This is a genomic window from Allochromatium warmingii (assembly GCF_900107145.1).
GTDB lineage: Bacteria > Pseudomonadota > Gammaproteobacteria > Chromatiales > Chromatiaceae > Thermochromatium > Thermochromatium warmingii.
In genome coordinates, this window is the sequence record NZ_FNOW01000022.1 from 12,427 (window position 1) to 30,210 (window position 17,784).

Annotated in this window: 16 protein-coding genes; 11 read left to right on the plus strand and 5 right to left on the minus strand. The window is 56.0% G+C overall.

What is annotated here, in order from left to right:
• Nucleotides 1-5: 5 nt before the first annotated feature.
• The 3 genes from secB to BLW10_RS08080 form a co-directional block, all read right to left on the minus strand.
• The gene (gene secB, locus BLW10_RS08070) at nt 6-491 is read right to left on the minus strand and encodes a protein-export chaperone SecB (RefSeq protein WP_091333760.1); all 486 of its coding nucleotides are present in this window, start codon (nt 489-491) and stop codon (nt 6-8) included.
• A gap of 101 nt (nt 492-592) precedes the next feature.
• A complete protein-coding gene (locus BLW10_RS08075) occupies nt 593-1,015 on the minus strand; it encodes a rhodanese-like domain-containing protein (RefSeq protein ID WP_091333761.1) in 423 nt (140 codons plus the stop codon).
• Between the two features lie 47 nt (nt 1,016-1,062).
• On the minus strand, nt 1,063-1,431 hold the full coding sequence (locus BLW10_RS08080; RefSeq protein ID WP_091333804.1) for an ArsR/SmtB family transcription factor: 369 nt from the start codon (nt 1,429-1,431) through the stop codon (nt 1,063-1,065).
• A 198-nt stretch (nt 1,432-1,629) separates the two neighbouring features.
• Between BLW10_RS08080 and BLW10_RS08085 the strand changes: the two genes are divergently transcribed.
• The 3 genes from BLW10_RS08085 (at nt 1,630) to yjgA (ending at nt 4,924) form a co-directional block, all read left to right on the plus strand.
• Nucleotides 1,630-2,916, plus strand: coding sequence for a murein hydrolase activator EnvC family protein (locus BLW10_RS08085; protein ID WP_245709201.1), 1,287 nt, complete (start codon nt 1,630-1,632; stop codon nt 2,914-2,916).
• 26 nt (nt 2,917-2,942) lie between these two features.
• The gene (locus tag BLW10_RS08090) at nt 2,943-4,268 is read left to right on the plus strand and encodes a S41 family peptidase (protein ID WP_091333764.1); all 1,326 of its coding nucleotides are present in this window, start codon (nt 2,943-2,945) and stop codon (nt 4,266-4,268) included.
• Between the two features lie 128 nt (nt 4,269-4,396).
• Entirely contained in the window at nt 4,397-4,924 is a 528-nt protein-coding gene (yjgA, locus tag BLW10_RS08095; RefSeq protein ID WP_091333766.1) for a ribosome biogenesis factor YjgA, read from the plus strand.
• Between the two features lie 8 nt (nt 4,925-4,932).
• Here yjgA and BLW10_RS13770 read toward each other — a convergent pair whose 3' ends face one another.
• On the minus strand, nt 4,933-5,259 hold the full coding sequence (locus BLW10_RS13770) for a hypothetical protein (RefSeq protein WP_143117038.1): 327 nt from the start codon (nt 5,257-5,259) through the stop codon (nt 4,933-4,935).
• 265 nt (nt 5,260-5,524) lie between these two features.
• Here BLW10_RS13770 and typA point away from each other — a divergent pair, with 265 nt between their 5' ends.
• Nucleotides 5,525-7,336 (plus strand): translational GTPase TypA, encoded by a 1,812-nt coding sequence (gene typA, locus BLW10_RS08100; RefSeq protein ID WP_091333805.1) that lies wholly within the window; start codon nt 5,525-5,527, stop codon nt 7,334-7,336.
• A 110-nt stretch (nt 7,337-7,446) separates the two neighbouring features.
• Here typA and BLW10_RS08105 read toward each other — a convergent pair whose 3' ends face one another.
• Complete coding sequence (locus BLW10_RS08105; RefSeq protein ID WP_143117039.1) at nt 7,447-8,013, minus strand: metal-dependent hydrolase; 567 nt, start codon at nt 8,011-8,013, stop codon at nt 7,447-7,449.
• 119 nt (nt 8,014-8,132) lie between these two features.
• Here BLW10_RS08105 and BLW10_RS08110 point away from each other — a divergent pair, with 119 nt between their 5' ends.
• The 7 genes from BLW10_RS08110 (at nt 8,133) to BLW10_RS08140 (ending at nt 17,715) form a co-directional block, all read left to right on the plus strand.
• Nucleotides 8,133-9,458 (plus strand): sigma-54-dependent transcriptional regulator, encoded by a 1,326-nt coding sequence (locus BLW10_RS08110; protein ID WP_091333769.1) that lies wholly within the window; start codon nt 8,133-8,135, stop codon nt 9,456-9,458.
• Between the two features lie 87 nt (nt 9,459-9,545).
• Complete coding sequence (locus BLW10_RS08115) at nt 9,546-10,061, plus strand: hypothetical protein (RefSeq protein WP_091333771.1); 516 nt, start codon at nt 9,546-9,548, stop codon at nt 10,059-10,061.
• Nucleotides 10,062-10,091: 30 nt separating this feature from the next.
• Nucleotides 10,092-11,459, plus strand: a complete 1,368-nt coding sequence (mpl, locus tag BLW10_RS08120; protein ID WP_091333772.1) for a UDP-N-acetylmuramate:L-alanyl-gamma-D-glutamyl-meso-diaminopimelate ligase — start codon at nt 10,092-10,094, stop codon at nt 11,457-11,459.
• Nucleotides 11,440-12,123 carry a flavin prenyltransferase UbiX gene (locus BLW10_RS08125; protein ID WP_281241130.1) on the plus strand — a complete coding sequence of 228 codons (684 nt, stop codon included), beginning with the start codon at nt 11,440-11,442 and terminating at the stop codon, nt 12,121-12,123. Before mpl ends, BLW10_RS08125 begins: the two co-directional genes overlap by 20 nt.
• A 125-nt stretch (nt 12,124-12,248) precedes the next feature.
• Nucleotides 12,249-15,392 carry an efflux RND transporter permease subunit gene (locus BLW10_RS08130; protein WP_091333776.1) on the plus strand — a complete coding sequence of 1,048 codons (3,144 nt, stop codon included), beginning with the start codon at nt 12,249-12,251 and terminating at the stop codon, nt 15,390-15,392.
• The gene (locus tag BLW10_RS08135; protein WP_091333778.1) at nt 15,382-16,029 is read left to right on the plus strand and encodes an N-6 DNA methylase; all 648 of its coding nucleotides are present in this window, start codon (nt 15,382-15,384) and stop codon (nt 16,027-16,029) included. Before BLW10_RS08130 ends, BLW10_RS08135 begins: the two co-directional genes overlap by 11 nt.
• 3 nt (nt 16,030-16,032) lie before the next feature.
• Nucleotides 16,033-17,715 (plus strand): Eco57I restriction-modification methylase domain-containing protein, encoded by a 1,683-nt coding sequence (locus tag BLW10_RS08140; protein WP_091333780.1) that lies wholly within the window; start codon nt 16,033-16,035, stop codon nt 17,713-17,715.
• Nucleotides 17,716-17,784 lie beyond the last annotated feature (69 nt).

Consider the following 17,784-nt stretch of genomic DNA (forward strand, 5'->3'; position numbering starts at 1 on the left):
CTGACTTAATGAACCGGCTGGGCGTCGGCGGCGGGCTGATTCTGGTTCGCTGCCTGCTGCTGGGCAAAGAGCACATCAAAGTTGACATGCTGCAACACCAACTGCGGAAAACTGCCCTTGACCACCAGATCCGACACCACCTCACGCGCATAGGGGAACAGCAGATTCGGGCAGTACGCGCCCAGCAGCGGGCCGAGTTCCTCTTCGCTAAATCCCTGCGCAGTAAAAATACCAGCCTGCTGGACTTCGACTAAAAACGCGGTCTTGTCCTCAACCTTGACTGTCACTGTGACGCCGAGCACGACTTCGTACACATGCGCGTCGAGCGGCGTGATTTTAGTATTGAGGTTGAGTTCATGGCGCGGTTTCCATTCACCGCGAAAAATATCCGGCACATTCGGCGATTCAAACGACACATCGCGGGTATAAATGCGCTGTACCGAAAATTGACGTTCGCGCTCATTGGTGGCCGGTTGTTGGCTGTCAGTCATGGTCAATACTCAATTTAAATTGCTTAAAATGCTTAAAAGCGGTGGCATAATCAGATCAGCTCATTCAGCAATAACAATCATCTGCCGAATGTATGATTGGATTAGCGTTTTTTGCGCGTCAGCGGCAAACTAGCTGATTCCCACGCCATAATCCCGCCTTGCAGGTTATACACTTCTTCAAAGCCAGCTTTGCGCAGTTGCGCACAGGCAACCGAAGATTGCGCACCCGAGCGACAATTGACAATGATCGGGCGACCCTTGTATTTATTCAGGGTCGCCAATTGTTGACCAAAGCCATTCATCGGAATATTAAGCGCGTTGATAATATGCCCACGCGCATAATCGGCGGCTGGACGCACATCAATGATGACCGCCTCACGATGGTTGAGCAATTCGGTCGCTTGCAGCGGGCCGACGCTGCCTTTGCTGCCGATAATGAGGTTATAGGTCAGCAGTCCCAGAATCACAATCAGGGACAGAAATAAAAACCAATGATTACCGATAAACTCGATGAGTTGTGACATGTGCGGGCCGTCTCGTTGGGAAAAAAAATCGGGCTGGGCGGCTCGCCCTAGCGGGTGTGATGACAGAAAACCTCACGCATCATCCCGATGAGTTGCAGGGTGCGATTGTCGCTGACGCGATAATAGACGCGATTGGCGTCTTTGCGTGAAGCGAGAATGCCTTTGTCGCGCAGAATGGCGAGATGTTGCGAGATGTTGCTTTGTGAGGTGCCGACATGATCGACAATATCTTGAACGCTGACCTCTTGATCGCCGAGCGTGCAGAGAATTTTCAGCCGCAAGGGATGGGACATCGCCTTGAGCGAGCGCGAGGCGCGTTCAATGTCGGTATCGTCGGCGAACAAATCCATCTCCGCTGCATCGGTAGCGGGCAGCGTGAGGACGGGACGAACCGGATGATTCAGGATATCGGTCATTGATCTGGGGAGCGCCTCAGCGTCGATGGATCGCTTTACAATGATAAACGCTTTCGGCGCGACTGCGAAGCGCCCGCCTGCGTTGGCGGTGCGAGTTGTAATGCTCACTGTACAAATTCACACATGGCGATGCCTGAAATACTGATGCGCAGATGTCATCCAATCGCAGCCCGGCGTGCAGCGGCTGGCGGCAGCGTCATGCTCAGACTGGCCTTGATCGCCGCGTTGCTGCTCAACAGCGCCAGCGCCCAACCGCCGCTTGATCCGGCGCTCGATACCCATGAACGTAATCTCACGGTGATCGAGCGGCAGGTGCAGGATGTCGGGCGGGCGTTGATCGGGCAGCGCGAAGATCGCCGGATTCTGGTCGCGGAACTGGAAGCGCGTGAACGCAATGTCGCCGAATTATCGCTGGCTAATCGTGAACTCGAACGGCTAGTGATCGAACACACGCGCACCGCTGGCGAGATGCGCGAACGTCAGGTCGAGGAACGCGCTGCACTCGGCGTAGAGCTAGATTTGCTCTCCGAATTACTGCGCACCGCCTATGTGATGGGCCGTGCGGATCGTCTGCGGTTGCTCCTGAATCAGCAAGATCCGACCCGCGCCAGCCGGGTGATGTCCTATTTTGCCTATTTTAATCGGGAACGCATGCGCCGCGTGTTAGCGGTGCAGGAACGCGCTGATCGGCTGGAACGACTCGCCCGCGATGCCGAGGAAGAAGCCCAGCGGCTCGCCGAGCTGGCGCGCAGTCAGGAAGCGACACGCCTGCGGCTTGAGCAGGCTAAACAGCGCCGCGCTCAGGTCTTAAATGAACTGGAAGCCTCGATTGCCAGTCGCTCCGAGACGTTGGAAACGCTCCAGCGCGATGCTGAATCGCTCAAGCGGCTGGTAGAACATCTGCGACAAAATGCGCAGATTCGCGCCGAACTCAATATCCAGCGCACGACCTTTGCCACGCAAAAGGGCCAACTGGCTTGGCCGCTGCTGGAAAATCGCATCGTCGCTCCATTCGGAACGCGCAAAGCTGCCGCTGCGCTCAATCTCGATGGCGTGCTGCTGGCCGCCCGCGAAGGCGAGGAAGTGCGGGCGATTCAAGATGGGCGCGTCGTTCATGCCGATTGGCTACGCGGCTTTGGGCTGCTGCTGGTGATCGACCACGGCGACGGCTATATGACGCTCTACGGTCATAACGAAACCCTGCTGCGCGAGGTCGGCGAGTGGGTGGCGAGTGGCGATCCGATTGCCTTGAGCGGCAAAAGCGGCGGGCGACGTGAGCCGGTGTTGTATTTTGCCATTCGTCATCATGGTCGCCCCGAAGACCCCGCAACCTGGTGCGGACGGCGCACGCGCACCGATCAACGCTCCGGTGCATTAGCAGCGCCGGGCGCAGCGGCGCTGTTGGCATGGCATAAAACATGCGATCCTTTAGCGTCTGCGACGTTCCAGAACGTCCGCACCGCTGCTCGCTCACCCTGTTATTAGCCGCTGCCCGTTCGGGATTTACGATCATGCGCCGTTCATTGTTTCCGTCACTGTGTTTAGGTCTGCTCGCCTGCTCCATCGCGTATGCCGAGGAACCGGCGGTGATCGGTGCCAAACCGCTCCCCGCTCCCGCGCCGGCGGCACCGAGCGCACCGCAACTGCCATTAGCCGCGTTGCGGACTTTCGCCGATGTCTTTGGTCGGATCAAAGAAGATTATGTTGAAGAGGTCAACGAACAGACGCTGATCGAGAGCGCGATTCGCGGCATGTTAGCGGGACTCGATCCGCACTCGTCCTATGTCGATGGCGAGGAATATCGCGAGCTGCAAGTCGGCACCAGCGGCGAATTTGGCGGACTGGGGATCGAAGTTGGTCTCGAAGATGGCTTTGTCAAAGTCATCGCGCCCATCGACGACACCCCCGCACAACGCGCCGGACTGCAAGCCGGTGACATGATTATTCGCATCGACGACAAGCCAATCAAAGGCCTGAGCCTTAATGATGCCGTGCAACTGATGCGCGGCAAGCCGGGCACGGCGATTCGGCTGAGTATTCTGCGCAGCAGCGATGACAAGCCGTTTGAAGTTAGCATCGAGCGGGCGGTGATTCAGGTCGCCAGCGTCAAAAGTCGGATGCTAGAGCCGGGGTTTGGCTATGTGCGGCTGACGCATTTTCAGGCGCATACCACTGATGACATGCTCAAAGCGATTGATGAACTCAAGCGCAGTCACGACGGGCGGCTGAAAGGCTTGGTATTAGATTTACGCAATAATCCGGGCGGCGTGCTCAATGGCGCAGTCAGTGTCAGCGATGCGTTTTTGCGCGATGGGCTGATTGTTTATACCGAAGGCCGGGTCAAAAATAGCCAGATGCGCTTTAAAGCCGGGCCAGATGATGTGCTCGATGGTGCGCCGATTGTCGTGCTCGTCAACGGCGGGAGTGCGTCTGCATCAGAAATTGTCGCTGGCGCATTGCAAGATCATCGTCGCGCAATTGTGATGGGCGTGCCGACTTTTGGTAAAGGATCGGTACAAACCATTGTGCCGATTGATGAGCATTCGGCGCTGAAATTAACCACCGCACGCTATTACACCCCATCGGGCCGTTCAATTCAGGCTCACGGCATCGCGCCGGATATTTTGCTACAACCAGGGGAATTTAAACCGCTCGCTGATACCGGGCCAAATCCGCTCAAAGAAGCGAATCTAGTGCGCCATCTCGATGGGCAAACAAATACCGCTGCCCCGGCAAAACCGGCTGAAGCACAATCACTGGCCGCTGAGGATTTCCAGCTCTCCGAAGCACTCAATGTGCTGAAAAGTTTGACCATTCTCAGTCATATGCAGCGGTAGGGTTTTGCTAAAGAGCGGCCAGCGATCAGCCGCCAGCTTCCGGCTCTATGTATGCAAGCGAAGCGGGTGACGGCTGGAATGTTCTGTGTGAATTGAATCATCAGCCAATACAAATAACAGATATACCGATGCACGACGATCCAGACGAATTAGAATATGCCGATCGCGATGAATTGCCATTCGGCCCGAGTAAAAGCCAAATCAAGCGCGATAAATTGGCGCTTCAGGTACTCGCCGAACGCATGGCATCCTTGCCGCGAGCGGAATTGGAGCGTTTAAATCTGAGTGAAGCGACTTGGGCAGCACTGGATGAAACACCGCGTATTAAAGATGTACGGGCGCGTAAACGTCATTGGAAGCGGATTGCTAATTTGCTTGAGCGCGAAGATATGGCCGCTGCGCACGCTTTAATGAACGGCGCGGAAGAGCGTGAACGCGCTGCAACGGCGCATCATCATGCGCTTGAACGCTGGCGCGAGCGATTGATTAGCGAAGGCGATGCGGCAATGACCGAATTGCTCGAACAATATCCGCAGATTGATCGCCAGCCATTACGCGCTCTGGTTCGTGCTGCGCAACGCGATGCCCAACATCATAAACCGGACGCGCCGCGCAAGTTATTTCGCTTTTTGCGTGAATCACTGAGCAGTGATTGAGCTAAGTTTTAAGCATCTAGTTTTAAGTATCTATAGGGTGTAAATGCACGTTTTTTAAAGCGTTCAGGGCGTGTTTCATGCTGGTTTTTAAGTGCCTGAATCGAGAACAGATCGCGCCACAAGATGACAGGTGCAAAATCTAGAATACCGCACGACACAACACGCGATTTCAGCGGCAAGCGGTTATAATTAGCACCGAGGCCGAATCCAGTCACGTCCAGCCCCGGCCGCGACCCTGTTTCCCGCCACACATCCCGACCAACCCTCCCCCATTCATTGTTTACATCCTTGCCGCCGTGCCTGGAGCCGCTAACTGATCGCTGATTTTTGCTCAAACGTGTTGATAGATGCTCAGGATGAGCATTGCTTGAGACCGCTAACAGCGGTTTAACGACGAGCTGATAGAGGACATTGCAAGTGGCCAGACTTCGGTTTGGCGCTTTACCGCAAGGGGATGAAACCTCTGGAGAGCTTGATCGATTGAGGGAATCCGGCGCCACTGAGCGTCAAGGGCTTGAGTTGGGCGGTTCGCTGCGTCAACCAAGTGCAGATAAATCCATTGAGCACGTTCGCTCAAGTTAAATGGAGCAGTCCAGTCCTGTGATCGAGAATCTTCGTAACATCGCCATCATCGCCCACGTCGATCATGGCAAAACTACACTGGTGGACAAGCTGTTACAGCAGTCCGGCACGCTCGGCGACCGTTTTGGGCCGGTCGAACGGGTGATGGATTCCAACGCACTGGAGAAAGAACGCGGCATCACCATCCTGTCGAAAAATACCGCCATCCGCTGGAACAATTACCGCATCAACATCGTTGACACCCCCGGACATGCCGATTTTGGCGGCGAAGTCGAGCGCGTGCTGTCGATGGTCGATTCGGTGCTGCTCCTCGTTGATGCGCAAGAAGGGCCGATGCCCCAAACTCGCTTTGTGACCAGCAAAGCCTTTGCTCACGGTCTGCGGCCCATCGTCGTGATTAACAAGATCGACCGTCCGGGCGCACGCCCCGATTGGGTTATCGATCAGGTATTCGATCTGTTTGATCGCCTCGGCGCGAGCGATGAGCAGCTTGATTTCCCCATCGTCTACGCATCGGGGCTAAACGGCTACGCTGGACTGAGCGACGATGTGCGCGAGGGCGACATGACGCCGCTGTTTGAAGCCATCGTCGAGCACTGCCCCGCGCCCGAAGTCGATCCCGAAGCGCCGTTCCAAATGCAGGTTTCGACGCTCGACTATAACGCCTATGTTGGCGCGATTGCCGTCGGACGCATCCGTCACGGGCGCATCCGGCCTAATCAACAAATCATCGTCGTCAAGCCTGACGACACGCGCCATAAAGCCAAAATCGGGCTGGTGTATGGCTATCTCGGTCTGGATCGCCATGAAGTGCCGGAGGCGACCGCTGGCGACATCGTGGCGCTGACCGGCATCGACGCGCCGGGCGTCTCGGATACGCTGTGTGATCCTGAGCATGTTCATGCGCTACCGACGCTCACTGTTGATGAACCAACCGTGACCATGACTTTTCAGGTCAACACCTCGCCCTTTGCTGGCAAAGATGGCAAATATCTCACCTCACGCCAACTAAAAGATCGGCTCGAACGCGAATTAATTCATAATGTCGCGCTGCGTGTTGAAGAAGGCAATGATCCCGAAAAATTTCGCGTCTCAGGACGGGGTGAATTGCATTTATCGATTTTGCTCGAAAACATGCGCCGCGAAGGATTTGAATTAGCCGTCTCACGTCCCGAAGTGATTTTCCGTGAAATCGACGGTCAGATTTGTGAGCCATTTGAACAGCTCACAGTCGATGTCGATGAAAGCTCGCAAGGATCGATTATGCAGGCACTCGGCGAGCGACGTGGTGAATTAAAAGACATGGTGCCAGATGGTAAAGGCCGCGTGCGTTTAGATTATGAAATTCCCTCACGCGGTCTGATTGGATTTCAAACGGAATTTATGTCGCTGACCTCGGGTACTGGACTAAAATATCACGTCTTTGAACGCTATCGTCCCGCGCATCAAGGCGGAATTGCCCCGCGCCGCAATGGAGCCATGATCTCAAACGCGACGGGTAAAGCACTCGGCTATGCGCTGTTTAATTTACAAGAGCGCGGCCGGATGATGGTTTCTCCAGGTGAAGAGGTGTATGAAGGGCAAGTGGTCGGCATTCATTCACGCGATAATGATTTGACGGTTAATCCGCTCAAAGCCAAGCAGTTGACGAATATTCGTGCCGCCGGTTCGGATGAAAATATTCTGCTTACGCCGCCGGTTAAATTCACGCTCGAACAGGCGCTTGAATTTATTGAAGATGATGAATTAGTCGAAATCACGCCCAGCGCAATTCGCGTGCGCAAGCGTCATTTGAAAGAGAGTGATCGCAAGCGGGCAAGTCGGCATTGAGCGGTCAGCTATCCTATCAGCTTCCAGCCGCCAGCTTTTTTAGCGCACGTTAAATCTGGTGACGCGGCTTTAGCTGCGTCACTAAGATGATCGTGCTGAGTATGAGTTGATTATTTAACTGCGCGAGATGAATGACGCTGTATCGCCCATCGCTGCACGATCCAGCCTAGCGCCCCGACCCCGCCACTCAGCACACACCCCCAAAATAGCGCCGATAATGGGATCACCCCCAGCCAGCTATTTGCTGCTGACCAGGGTGCCAGCGGTTGCAGATCAGCGTGCATCAGGCTATCGAGTGCGACATGCGACAGCGTGCCGCTTAACGCGCCGAGCAGCAGTGGCGCGGGCGTCCAGCGTTCCGATTGCACCAGCCAATCGAGCCGATAATAGCGCAGTTCCTGATGCCAGCGACGCAACACTGGTCGTCCCAGCGGCGGGGTGATGACCGCGACCATCAATCCGATAACCAGCGCCGCCAGATAGGTATGCGTTATGCCGTGCAAGATCGGCGCATCGGTGAGCAGCCCCATCAGCGGTTCAAGATCCATCGCCACCTGCGCCAGCCCAAAAGCCAGCAAACTGAACCGTTCGCCCAATCCAGCTTTGAGCGCCATGCCTGGCCCGAGATGTAATGGTGTAAAGGGCATACAGCTTTGTTCCGCGTCGATGTGGATCACTTCAGTCTAGCTCACGGCATCGCCGTCAGGGGCCTGCTGTGGCTGATACGGATCGGCTCACTGCGGCTGTCGGCGCTAGAATGCTGCTATTGCCCCGCGATTCCCGAAGCCAACAGCCCATGCACACACCGCTGGCGCTTGTCGTCGATGATGAAGCCGATATTCTCGACCTCATCCGCATCACCCTCGGACGGATGCAGGTCGCCGCTGTGACCGCGCTCACGGTCGCTGAAGCCAAGCGCCAATTAGAGCGCCATCGTCCCGATCTCTGCCTGACTGATTTAAGCCTACCCGACGGTAGCGGACTGGAGCTGCTGCGTCATATCAGCACCCATTATCCTGAACTGCCGGTGGCGATGATTACCGCGCATGGCAATATGGAATCGGCGGTGGCAGCGATGAAAGCCGGTGCCTTTGATTTTGTCGCCAAGCCGGTCGATCTCTCGGCATTGCGCACGCTGGTGGAATCGGCGTTGCGGCTGCGCGGACGTAGCGTGCCGAGTGATGCGCCGACTGGCGCAGAGTCACCGCTGCTCGGCGACTCAACGGCGATGCAGCAGATTCGCGCCCTGATTATCAAGCTCGCCCGCACCCAAGCGCCGGTTTTTATCACCGGCGAAAGCGGCACCGGTAAAGAACTGGCGGCGCGACAGATTCACGCACAAGGGCCACGCCGTGACGGCCCGTTCGTGCCGGTCAACTGTGGTGCGATCCCGCATGATCTGGTCGAAAGTGAACTCTTTGGCCACAAAAAAGGCAGTTTTAGCGGCGCGGTCGCCGATAAAGACGGCTTATTTCAAGCGGCTTGCGGCGGGACACTGTTTCTCGATGAATTGGCCGATTTGCCATTGTCGGCACAGGTCAAGCTGTTGCGAGCGATTCAGGAAAAATGCGTGCGACCCGTCGGCGCGGCGCGTGAGGTGGCGGTCGATGTGCGACTGATTAGCGCCAGTCACCGCGATTTAGCGCAAGAAGTCACCAACGGGCGTTTTCGTCAGGATTTGTTTTATCGCATCAATGTGATCGAGCTGCGCTTGCCGGCCCTGCGCGAACGTCCCGAAGATATCAGCCTGTTAGCGCAACACATTTTGCAACGGCTCGCGGCTGATAGCGACCGTGCGCCCTTGCCGCTGTCGGATACGGCGCTCATGGCGCTGCGCTGCTATCCCTTCCCCGGCAATGTGCGTGAACTGGAAAATATCCTTGAACGCGCCACCGCGCTCTGTGAACAGTCGTGCATTGCGGTCGAAGACCTCTACTTGCCTAGCCAACCGCTCGGCGTCACTGGGATGGGCGCAACTGGGCCGCGCACGCTGGTCGATCCAGCGCGTTGGAATCGCCCAGCCGCCGCACAAGCACTCGGCATCAGTGTGCTCAGTTTGAATACGCGCTTAGTCAAGCTCGGTCTCGTACCCGCATCGAACACGCCACCTGCTACGCGCTAAAGTCTCGATCAGATCTCGATACTGTTCTGCATTTGGCGCGGCAGTCGGTATCATTGACCGCCTATCGCGTGAATTAGGAAGGCATTTGTGCAGGCATTGATCCAGTTTTTTATTGAATTATGTTTACTGCGGCGTCCCCCGCAAGATGTTCCCGCATCGTTGACACTGTTGGGCTTGGTGTTGATCGCTGATTTGGTGGTCGGCGTGTTGGTGGGGGTCACGGCTGGACTGTCTTGGCTGACGAGCCTGCTGCAAGGGAGTGCCGAACTGCTGCTGATGCTGCTGGCGCTGGGTGTGGCGCTGGCGCAACTCAAACGCCGTTCGCGGTTTGTGCAAGCAGCGACGGCGCTGCTCGGCAGTGGGGCGGTGCTGGGGCTGGTGGCGATTCCGCCCTTGAGCCTGAATCCAACCGGCACCCAAGATAGCAATTTAGCTGCGCTGGGCGCGTTCTTGCTGCTGGGCTTGGTGATCTGGGGGATTGTGGTCACTGGGCATATTCTGCGGCACACCTTCTCGATCACCCTGAGCCAGGGCGCGGCGATTGCGGTGGCATTTCAAATTGTGACCGTGACGCTGATTACCAGCTTATTTAGTCAGTTATAGCGTGCGCAGCGGCTGTTCGGAATTTTGTTCATGCATTTACATATTCTTGGAATTTGCGGCACCTTCATGGGTGGTATTGCGCTGCTGGCGCGGGCGCTGGGGCATCAGGTCACGGGATCGGATGCGCAGGTTTATCCGCCGATGAGCACGCAACTACACGCCGCTGGCATCACGCTGCTGGAAGGCTATGACGCGGCGCATCTCGATCCGCCACCGGATGTGGTGGTGGTCGGCAATGCGATGAAGCGCGGCATTCCAGCGGTCGAAGCCATGCTGGATCAGGGATTGCGTTATGTCTCCGGCCCCGAATGGCTACGCGAACATCTGCTCCGCGACCGCTGGGTATTAGCGGTGTCGGGCACGCACGGCAAAACGACAACCGCGAGTCTGTTGGCGTGGGTGCTCGATGATGCCGGGCTGGATCCCGGATTTTTGATCGGCGGGGTGCCGCAGAATTTTGGGGTCTCGGCGCGACTGGGTTCTGCGCCGTTTTTTGTTGTTGAAGCGGATGAATACGACACGGCGTTTTTTGATAAACGCTCCAAATTCGTTCATTACGGCCCGCGCACGCTGATTATCAATAATCTGGAATTCGATCATGCCGACATCTTTGACGATCTTGGGCAGATTCAGCGGCAATTTCATCATTTAATCCGCACCGTTCCCAGCAGCGGTTTGATCGTGCAGCCGACAGCGGTGCCAGCAGTCGATGCGGTAATTGATCTCGGCTGTTGGACGCCGCGTGAAACTTTCGGAGCGGCAGGCGATTGGCAGGCAGAATTGCTCGCGGCTGATGGTTCGGCGTTTCGCGTGTGGTTGCGCGGCGTTGCGGTCGGGGTGGTGGAATGGGAGCAGAGCGGTCTGCACAATGTTCACAATGCGCTCGCGGTGTTAGCGGCGGCGCGTCATGCTGGGGTGCCGGTTGCTACCGCAATGGCGGCACTGGGGCGCTTTCAAGGCGTCAAGCGGCGGCTGGAAGTGCGCGGCGAGGTGGCGAGAATCCGCGTGTTTGATGATTTTGCGCATCATCCGACCGCGATTGCGACCACGCTCGATGGTTTGCGGCGGCGCGTCGGGGATGGGGTGCGGATTGTCGCGGTGCTGGAGCCACGCTCGAACACGATGCGTCTAGGTACGCATAATGCGGATTTGGCCACATCGTTGACAACCGCTGATCGGGTGTATCTCTACACGCCGCCGGATTTGGGCTGGAATGCGGCAGCAGTGCTCGGTGAGCTGGGCGCACGATTGGCGGTGCATCCGGCGATTGAGCCGCTGGTTGCACAGATCGTCGCAGACAGTCAGCCGGGCGATCAAATCTTGGTGATGAGTAACGGCGGATTCGGCGGCATTCATCAGCGGCTATTAGAGGCGTTGCGTGTCCGCGTCGGGGGCTGAGGTGGCAGTCGATGCGCCGCATTCGGCTGAGGATTGGCCGCGCACTATCACCTTAGCATTGACGGGCGCATCGGGTGCGCACTATGGCTTGCGGCTGCTGGAGTGCTTGATTCGCGCTGAGGTGCGGGTCTATCTGCTGATTTCGCAGGCCGCGCAAATCGTCATCAAAATGGAAACCGGCCTAGAGTTACCCGCCCGCCCACACGAAGCGGAAGCGGTGCTCAGTGCGCGATTTAACGCCAAAGCTGGGCAACTGCGCATCTTCGGGCGACAGGAATGGACGGCACCGGTGGCCAGCGGCAGTCATCCGGCGGCGGCGATGGTGATTTGTCCCTGTACTGCTGGGACGTTGGGCCGCTTGGCCGCTGGGCTGTCGAGTTGTCTGATTGAGCGGGCGGCGGATGTCATGCTGAAAGAGCGTCGCCCGCTGATTCTCGTCGTGCGCGAAACGCCGCTTTCGACCATTCATCTGGACAATATGCTGCGGCTGGCGCAGGCCGGGGCGACCATCATGCCGGCGAGTCCGGGGTTTTATCACAACCCGCGTCAGATTGATGAAGTCATTGATTTTATGGTGGCGCGGGTGCTCGATCATCTTGGTGTGGCGCATACATTGCTGAAGCGGTGGGGGGAAGGTGGGAGCGGCCAGCCGCCAGCAGTGTAAGCATCCGTAGTTTTACCTATTTTTTGCACGCGATTGTCGCGCTTTTTGTTTAAGCTGTTCATCCCATCTTAGTGCGTTGGGCGCTTCGCGCTTGACTCAACCGCCGCTGACTGAGCATCCCAATCATGGCCCGTTTCTTTATCGACCGCCCCGTCTTTGCGTGGGTGATTGCCATTGTCATTATGCTGGCCGGATTGCTGTCGATCCGTGTTTTGCCGGTATCGCAGTATCCGAGCATTGCGCCGCCCGCGATTGCGATTAGCGCGACCTATCCCGGCGCGTCAGCGCAGACGGTCGAGGATTCGGTGACGCAGGTGATCGAACAGCAGATGAATGGTCTCGATGGTCTGCGCTATATGTCTTCGAGCAGTGAATCGAACGGCCTCGCGACAATCACGCTGACGTTTGAGAATGGCATTGATCCCGATGTGGCGCAGATGCAGGTGCAGAATAAGCTGCAACTGGCCAATGCGTTGCTGCCCGAAGAGGTGGTGCGTCAGGGGATTCAGGTTGCGAAATCGGTGCGCAACTTTTTGCTAGTGGTCGCCTTTGTGTCGCGGGATGGGCGGTTAAACAATGCCGATCTGGCTGATTATGCGGCGAGTCTGGTCAAAGACCCGATTAGCCGCGTGCCGGGCGTGGGTGAAATCACGCTGTTTGAATCGCAGTATGCGATGCGCATTTGGCTCGATCCGAACCGCTTGAATCAGTACGGCTTGAGTCCAGCCGATGTGGTGGCGGCGATTGAAGCCGAGAATGCGCAGGTCTCTGCCGGTCAGTTGGGCGCGATCCCGTCACCGCCGGGGCAACAGCTCAATGTCACGGTCAATGTACAAAGTCGCTTGAATACGCCGGAAGAATTTGGCGCGATTCGGCTGCGAACGCAGGCCGATGGTTCGACGGTGCAGTTGCGTGATGTGGCGCGGATTGATCTGGGGAGCGAAAGCTACGGCAAGATGGCGCGGCACAATGGTAGTCCGGCGATGGGCATGGCGATTCGCTTGGCGACGGGCGCGAACGCGCTGCAAACTGCCGATGCCGTCAAAGCCAAGATTGCCGAGCTGTCGGCGTTCTTCCCGCCCGGCATGGAAGCGGTGTTTCCCTATGACACAACACCCTTTGTGCGCATCTCGATTGGCGAGGTGGTTAAAACCATCTTCGAGGCGGTGATTTTGGTTTTTGTGGTGATGTATCTGTTTTTACAGAACTTTCGCGCCACGCTGATTCCGACGATTGCGGTGCCGGTGGTGCTGCTGGGCACCTTCGGGATTCTTGCTGCCTTCGGCTTCACCATCAATACGTTGACACTGTTTGCGATGGTGTTGGCGATTGGCTTGCTCGTCGATGATGCGATTGTGGTGGTTGAGAATGTTGAGCGCGTGATGCACGAGGACGGCTTGCCACCAAAGGAGGCGACGCGGCGTTCGATGGATCAGATCACCGGTGCGCTGATTGGCATTGCGCTGGTGCTGTCGGCGGTGTTCGTGCCGATGGCGTTTTTTGGCGGCTCGACTGGGGTGATTTATCGGCAATTTTCCATCACCATCGTATCGGCGATGCTGCTGTCGGTGATTGTGGCACTGACCTTGAGTCCGGCGCTGGCCGCGTCGCTGCTCAAGCCGATGCCGCATGGCCCAAGACGCGGTTTCTTCGGTTGGTTCAACCGGACATTCGAGCGCAGTGTGACGCTCTACGGCAAGAGTGTGGCCGGGATCACGCGGCGGCGCTGGGTGTTTTTTGCGGTGTATCTGGGGCTGGTTGGGTTGCTGATTGTGCTGCATGAGCGGATGACGACAGCGTTTTTGCCCGACGAAGATCAAGGCATTTTGATTATGCAGGTGACGCTGCCCTCGGGCGCGACGCTGGAGCGTACCCGCGAAGTGCTCAAGCAGGTGGAAAAACACTTTTTGGAGAATGAAAAAGAGGCGGTCAAAGAGCTGATTACCGTTTCTGGTTTTAGCTTTGCGGGTCAGGGTCAGAATATGGCGATTGGCTTTGTCAAGCTGCGGGATTGGTCAGAGCGGCAGCGCCCCGATCTGCGGGTGAAGGCGGTAGCGGGACGAGCGATGGGCGCATTTGCGCAGATCCGCGATGCGCAGGTGTTTGCATTCCCGCCGCCAGCGGTGGTTGAACTCGGCACCTCATCGGGCTGGGATGTGCAGCTACAGGATCGGGCCGGCGTTGGGCGCGACGTGTTGGCAGCGGCACGCGGCCAATTTCTCGGCATGGCGATGCAAGACCCGCGTTTGATTGCCGTGCGCCCCAATGGACGCGAAGACGAAGCGCAATATCAGGTTGAGGTGGATCGCACCAAAGCCGGCGCCTTTGGGCTGTCGCTGGCGGATATTAACCGTACCTTGTCGATGGCGTGGGGCAGTGCCTATATCGACGATTTTGTGCATGAAGGGCGCGTCAAAAAAGTCTATATCCAAGCGGATGCGCCCTATCGGATGCTGCCGGAAGATTTAAATGCGTGGTATGTGCGCAATACGGACGGCGAGATGGTGCCGTTTTCAGCCTTTGCGACCGGAAGCTGGGCATTCGGCTCGCCGCGTCTGGAGCGGTATAACGGTTTGCCGTCAGCGGAAGTGCTGGGACAGGCTGCACCCGGATTGAGCACCGGAGCGGCGATGCAGGCGGTTGAGGAATTAGCGAAAAAACTGCCGCCCGGCATAGGCTTGGAATGGACGGGCATTTCATACGAAGAGCGGGCAGCGGGGGCGCAAGCGCCGGCACTCTACGCGCTCTCAGCATTGGTGGTGTTTTTGGCGCTGGCGGCACTGTATGAAAGTTGGTCAGTGCCGTTTGCGGTGATGCTGGTGGTACCAATTGGCGTACTCGGCGCAGTGGTGGCGGCACTCGGGCGCGGGCTGCCGAGCGACATTTATTTTCAAGTCGGCTTGCTGGCAACAATTGGTTTATCAGCCAAGAACGCGATCCTGATTGTCGAGTTTGCCAAAACGCTGCAAGAACAGGGGCGCGATGCGATGAGCGCGGCACTGGAAGCGGCGCGGATGCGGATTCGTCCGATTGTGATGACTTCGCTGGCATTTGGGTTCGGCGTACTGCCGCTGGCGATTAGCTCAGGCGCGGGTTCGGGCGGTCAAAACGCGATTGGTACTGGCGTGCTCGGCGGAGTGTTAGCAGCAACACTGCTTGGCGTGCTCTTTGTGCCGCTGTTTTTTGTGCTGATTCGGGAGCGGTTGCATAAAAAGCCGGATTCTGCTTCCGCGCATTCCGCGACTTCAGCGGCAAACCATGCGACATAACACACTCATCAAATCCCAACAGCGCGTTGCGGATCACGGCGAAGTTTTTACTCCGGCGTGGATGGTTGAGGCGATGCTTGATCTGGTCAAAGACGAAGCGGAGCGCATCAATTCGCGGTTTTTAGAACCGGCCTGTGGCAGCGGGAATTTTCTAGTTCGGGTATTACAGCGCAAGCTCGCGGCTGTTGAATGCCAATATGGTCAATCGGATTTTGAGCGGCGGCATTTTGCGTTATCGGCGCTGATGTCGATCTATGGTATTGAATTATTGGCGGACAATATCGCCGAATGCCGTGCGAATTTATTGGAGATATTTGCTGCGTACCTGAATATCGAAGCGTCGGATGCGTTCTATCACGCCGCGTTGTGGGTGCTATCGTGGAATGTGGTGCATGGTGATGCGCTGAAAATGCTGGGCAACGATGGCGAGCCGATTACCTTTGCGGAATGGGGTTATATTGGCAAGGGCAAATTTCAACGGCGTGATTTTCGATTTGATGTGCTGACTGGTTCGTCAGCCTTCAGTGCGCAAGATTCGCTGTTCGCTCAACTCGACAAGCACGAAATTTTTAAACCAATTAACACCTATCCGCCCATGACGGTGAATGATCTAGCGTCTTTGTATTTGAGGGGCTAAAGGATGACTGAGCAGGCGAGTTTTACGTTGCGCGGGCGCAATCCCGATGTATTGACCTGCATTGCTAATCTCTCCAATGACGAAGTTTTTACGCCACCTGAGTTTGCGAATCGGATGTTGGATACGCTGGCTGAGGCTTGGGCAAGCAGCCATAACGGGGCAAATCTTTGGGCCGATAAAACGGTGCGTTTTCTCGATCCCTGCACGAAGTCGGGTGTCTTTCTGCGTGAGATCACCAGTCGTTTAGTTCAGGGATTGGCAGCGGAGATCCCCGATCTTCAGACCCGCGTCGATCATATTTTGACTCAGCAAATATTCGGTATTGGGATTACGAAGCTGACGAGTTTATTAGCGCGGCGCAGTGTTTATTGCTCGAAAGATGCTAATAGCGAACATTCGATTACGCGATCTTTTACGCATGATGCGGGCAATATTTGGTTTGAACGTGTGGAGCATACGTGGGCGAATGGCAAATGCCGCTTTTGTGGGGCTAGTCAAAGTGCGTTTGATCGTGGGGAAGAATTAGAAACTCACGCTTATGCGATTATTCATACGGACGACATTAAAACCAGATTGGGCGAAATTTTTGGAGATAATATGCAATTCGATGTAATTATTGGCAATCCGCCGTATCAGTTGGACGACGGCGGTCATGGTAAAAGCGCCGCGCCGATTTATCATCTGTTTGTGGAGCAGGCAAAAAAACTTGAGCCACGCTTTCTATCATTGGTGATTCCGGCAAGATGGTTTGCTGGTGGCAAAGGTCTAGACGAGTTTCGTGAAAGTATGCTCGCCGATAACCGTACTAGAGTTATCCACGACTATTGGCTAGTTGGCGATGCCTTTCCCGGTGTAGCAATTCAGGGCGGCATTCTCTACTTTCTCTGGAATCGGGAAGCACCCGGTGATTGTGAGGTAGTCACGCATTACAATGGCAAGGTTCAGTCAAGTGCTAAACGGCCATTGCTAGAGCATGGTTCAGATGTTTTTATTCGCTACAATGAAGCAGCGCCAATCCTGAAGAAAATTGTTGCTGTTGAAGGCGGGATGCTTAATTCGGTCTCTCTTCCTAAACAAAAGCGTTTCACAAATTTTGTGAGTGCCCGAAAACCATTTGGATTGCCGACGAATTTCAAAGTCCGTACATCTAAACGCGATGGAGACGTTTTGACCTACTGGAATGGTGGGCCAGGATTTAAGCAAGGTGGTGTGGGTTGGGTCTCACGCACAGAGATAAATGAGGGAATCGAACTAATAGAAAAATGGAAGGTATTTATTGGTGGCGCTTATGGTGATAGGGGTGGCGGTGGTGCAAGCCGCGACGCACCACCTAAAGCAGTGCTAGGCCGCCCTTTTATTGGTGAACCCGGTTCAATTTCTACTGAAACCTACATCTGTATTGGGCCGCTTGAATCGGAGAACGAGGCTAAAAATGTTTGCTCCTATATTTCGTGCAAGCTGACACGCTTTTTGGTCATGCTACACAAGCCATCGCAACACGCGACAAAAAAAGTGTATACCTTTGTTCCCACGCAGGATTTTTCTCAAACGTGGACTGACGCAAAACTCTATGCGAAGTACGGCCTGACCGATGAGGAAATAGCTTTCATCGAATGGATGATTCGTCCAATGCACCTCAATAGTATTAACGCTCCAGATGAGGCAACGCCCTTCGATGATGAATAAACCCATCGAAGAAATCCCCCCCGATTGTTCATCAACCTGCTACGAATAGCAAAAGGCAGCGAATTCCCC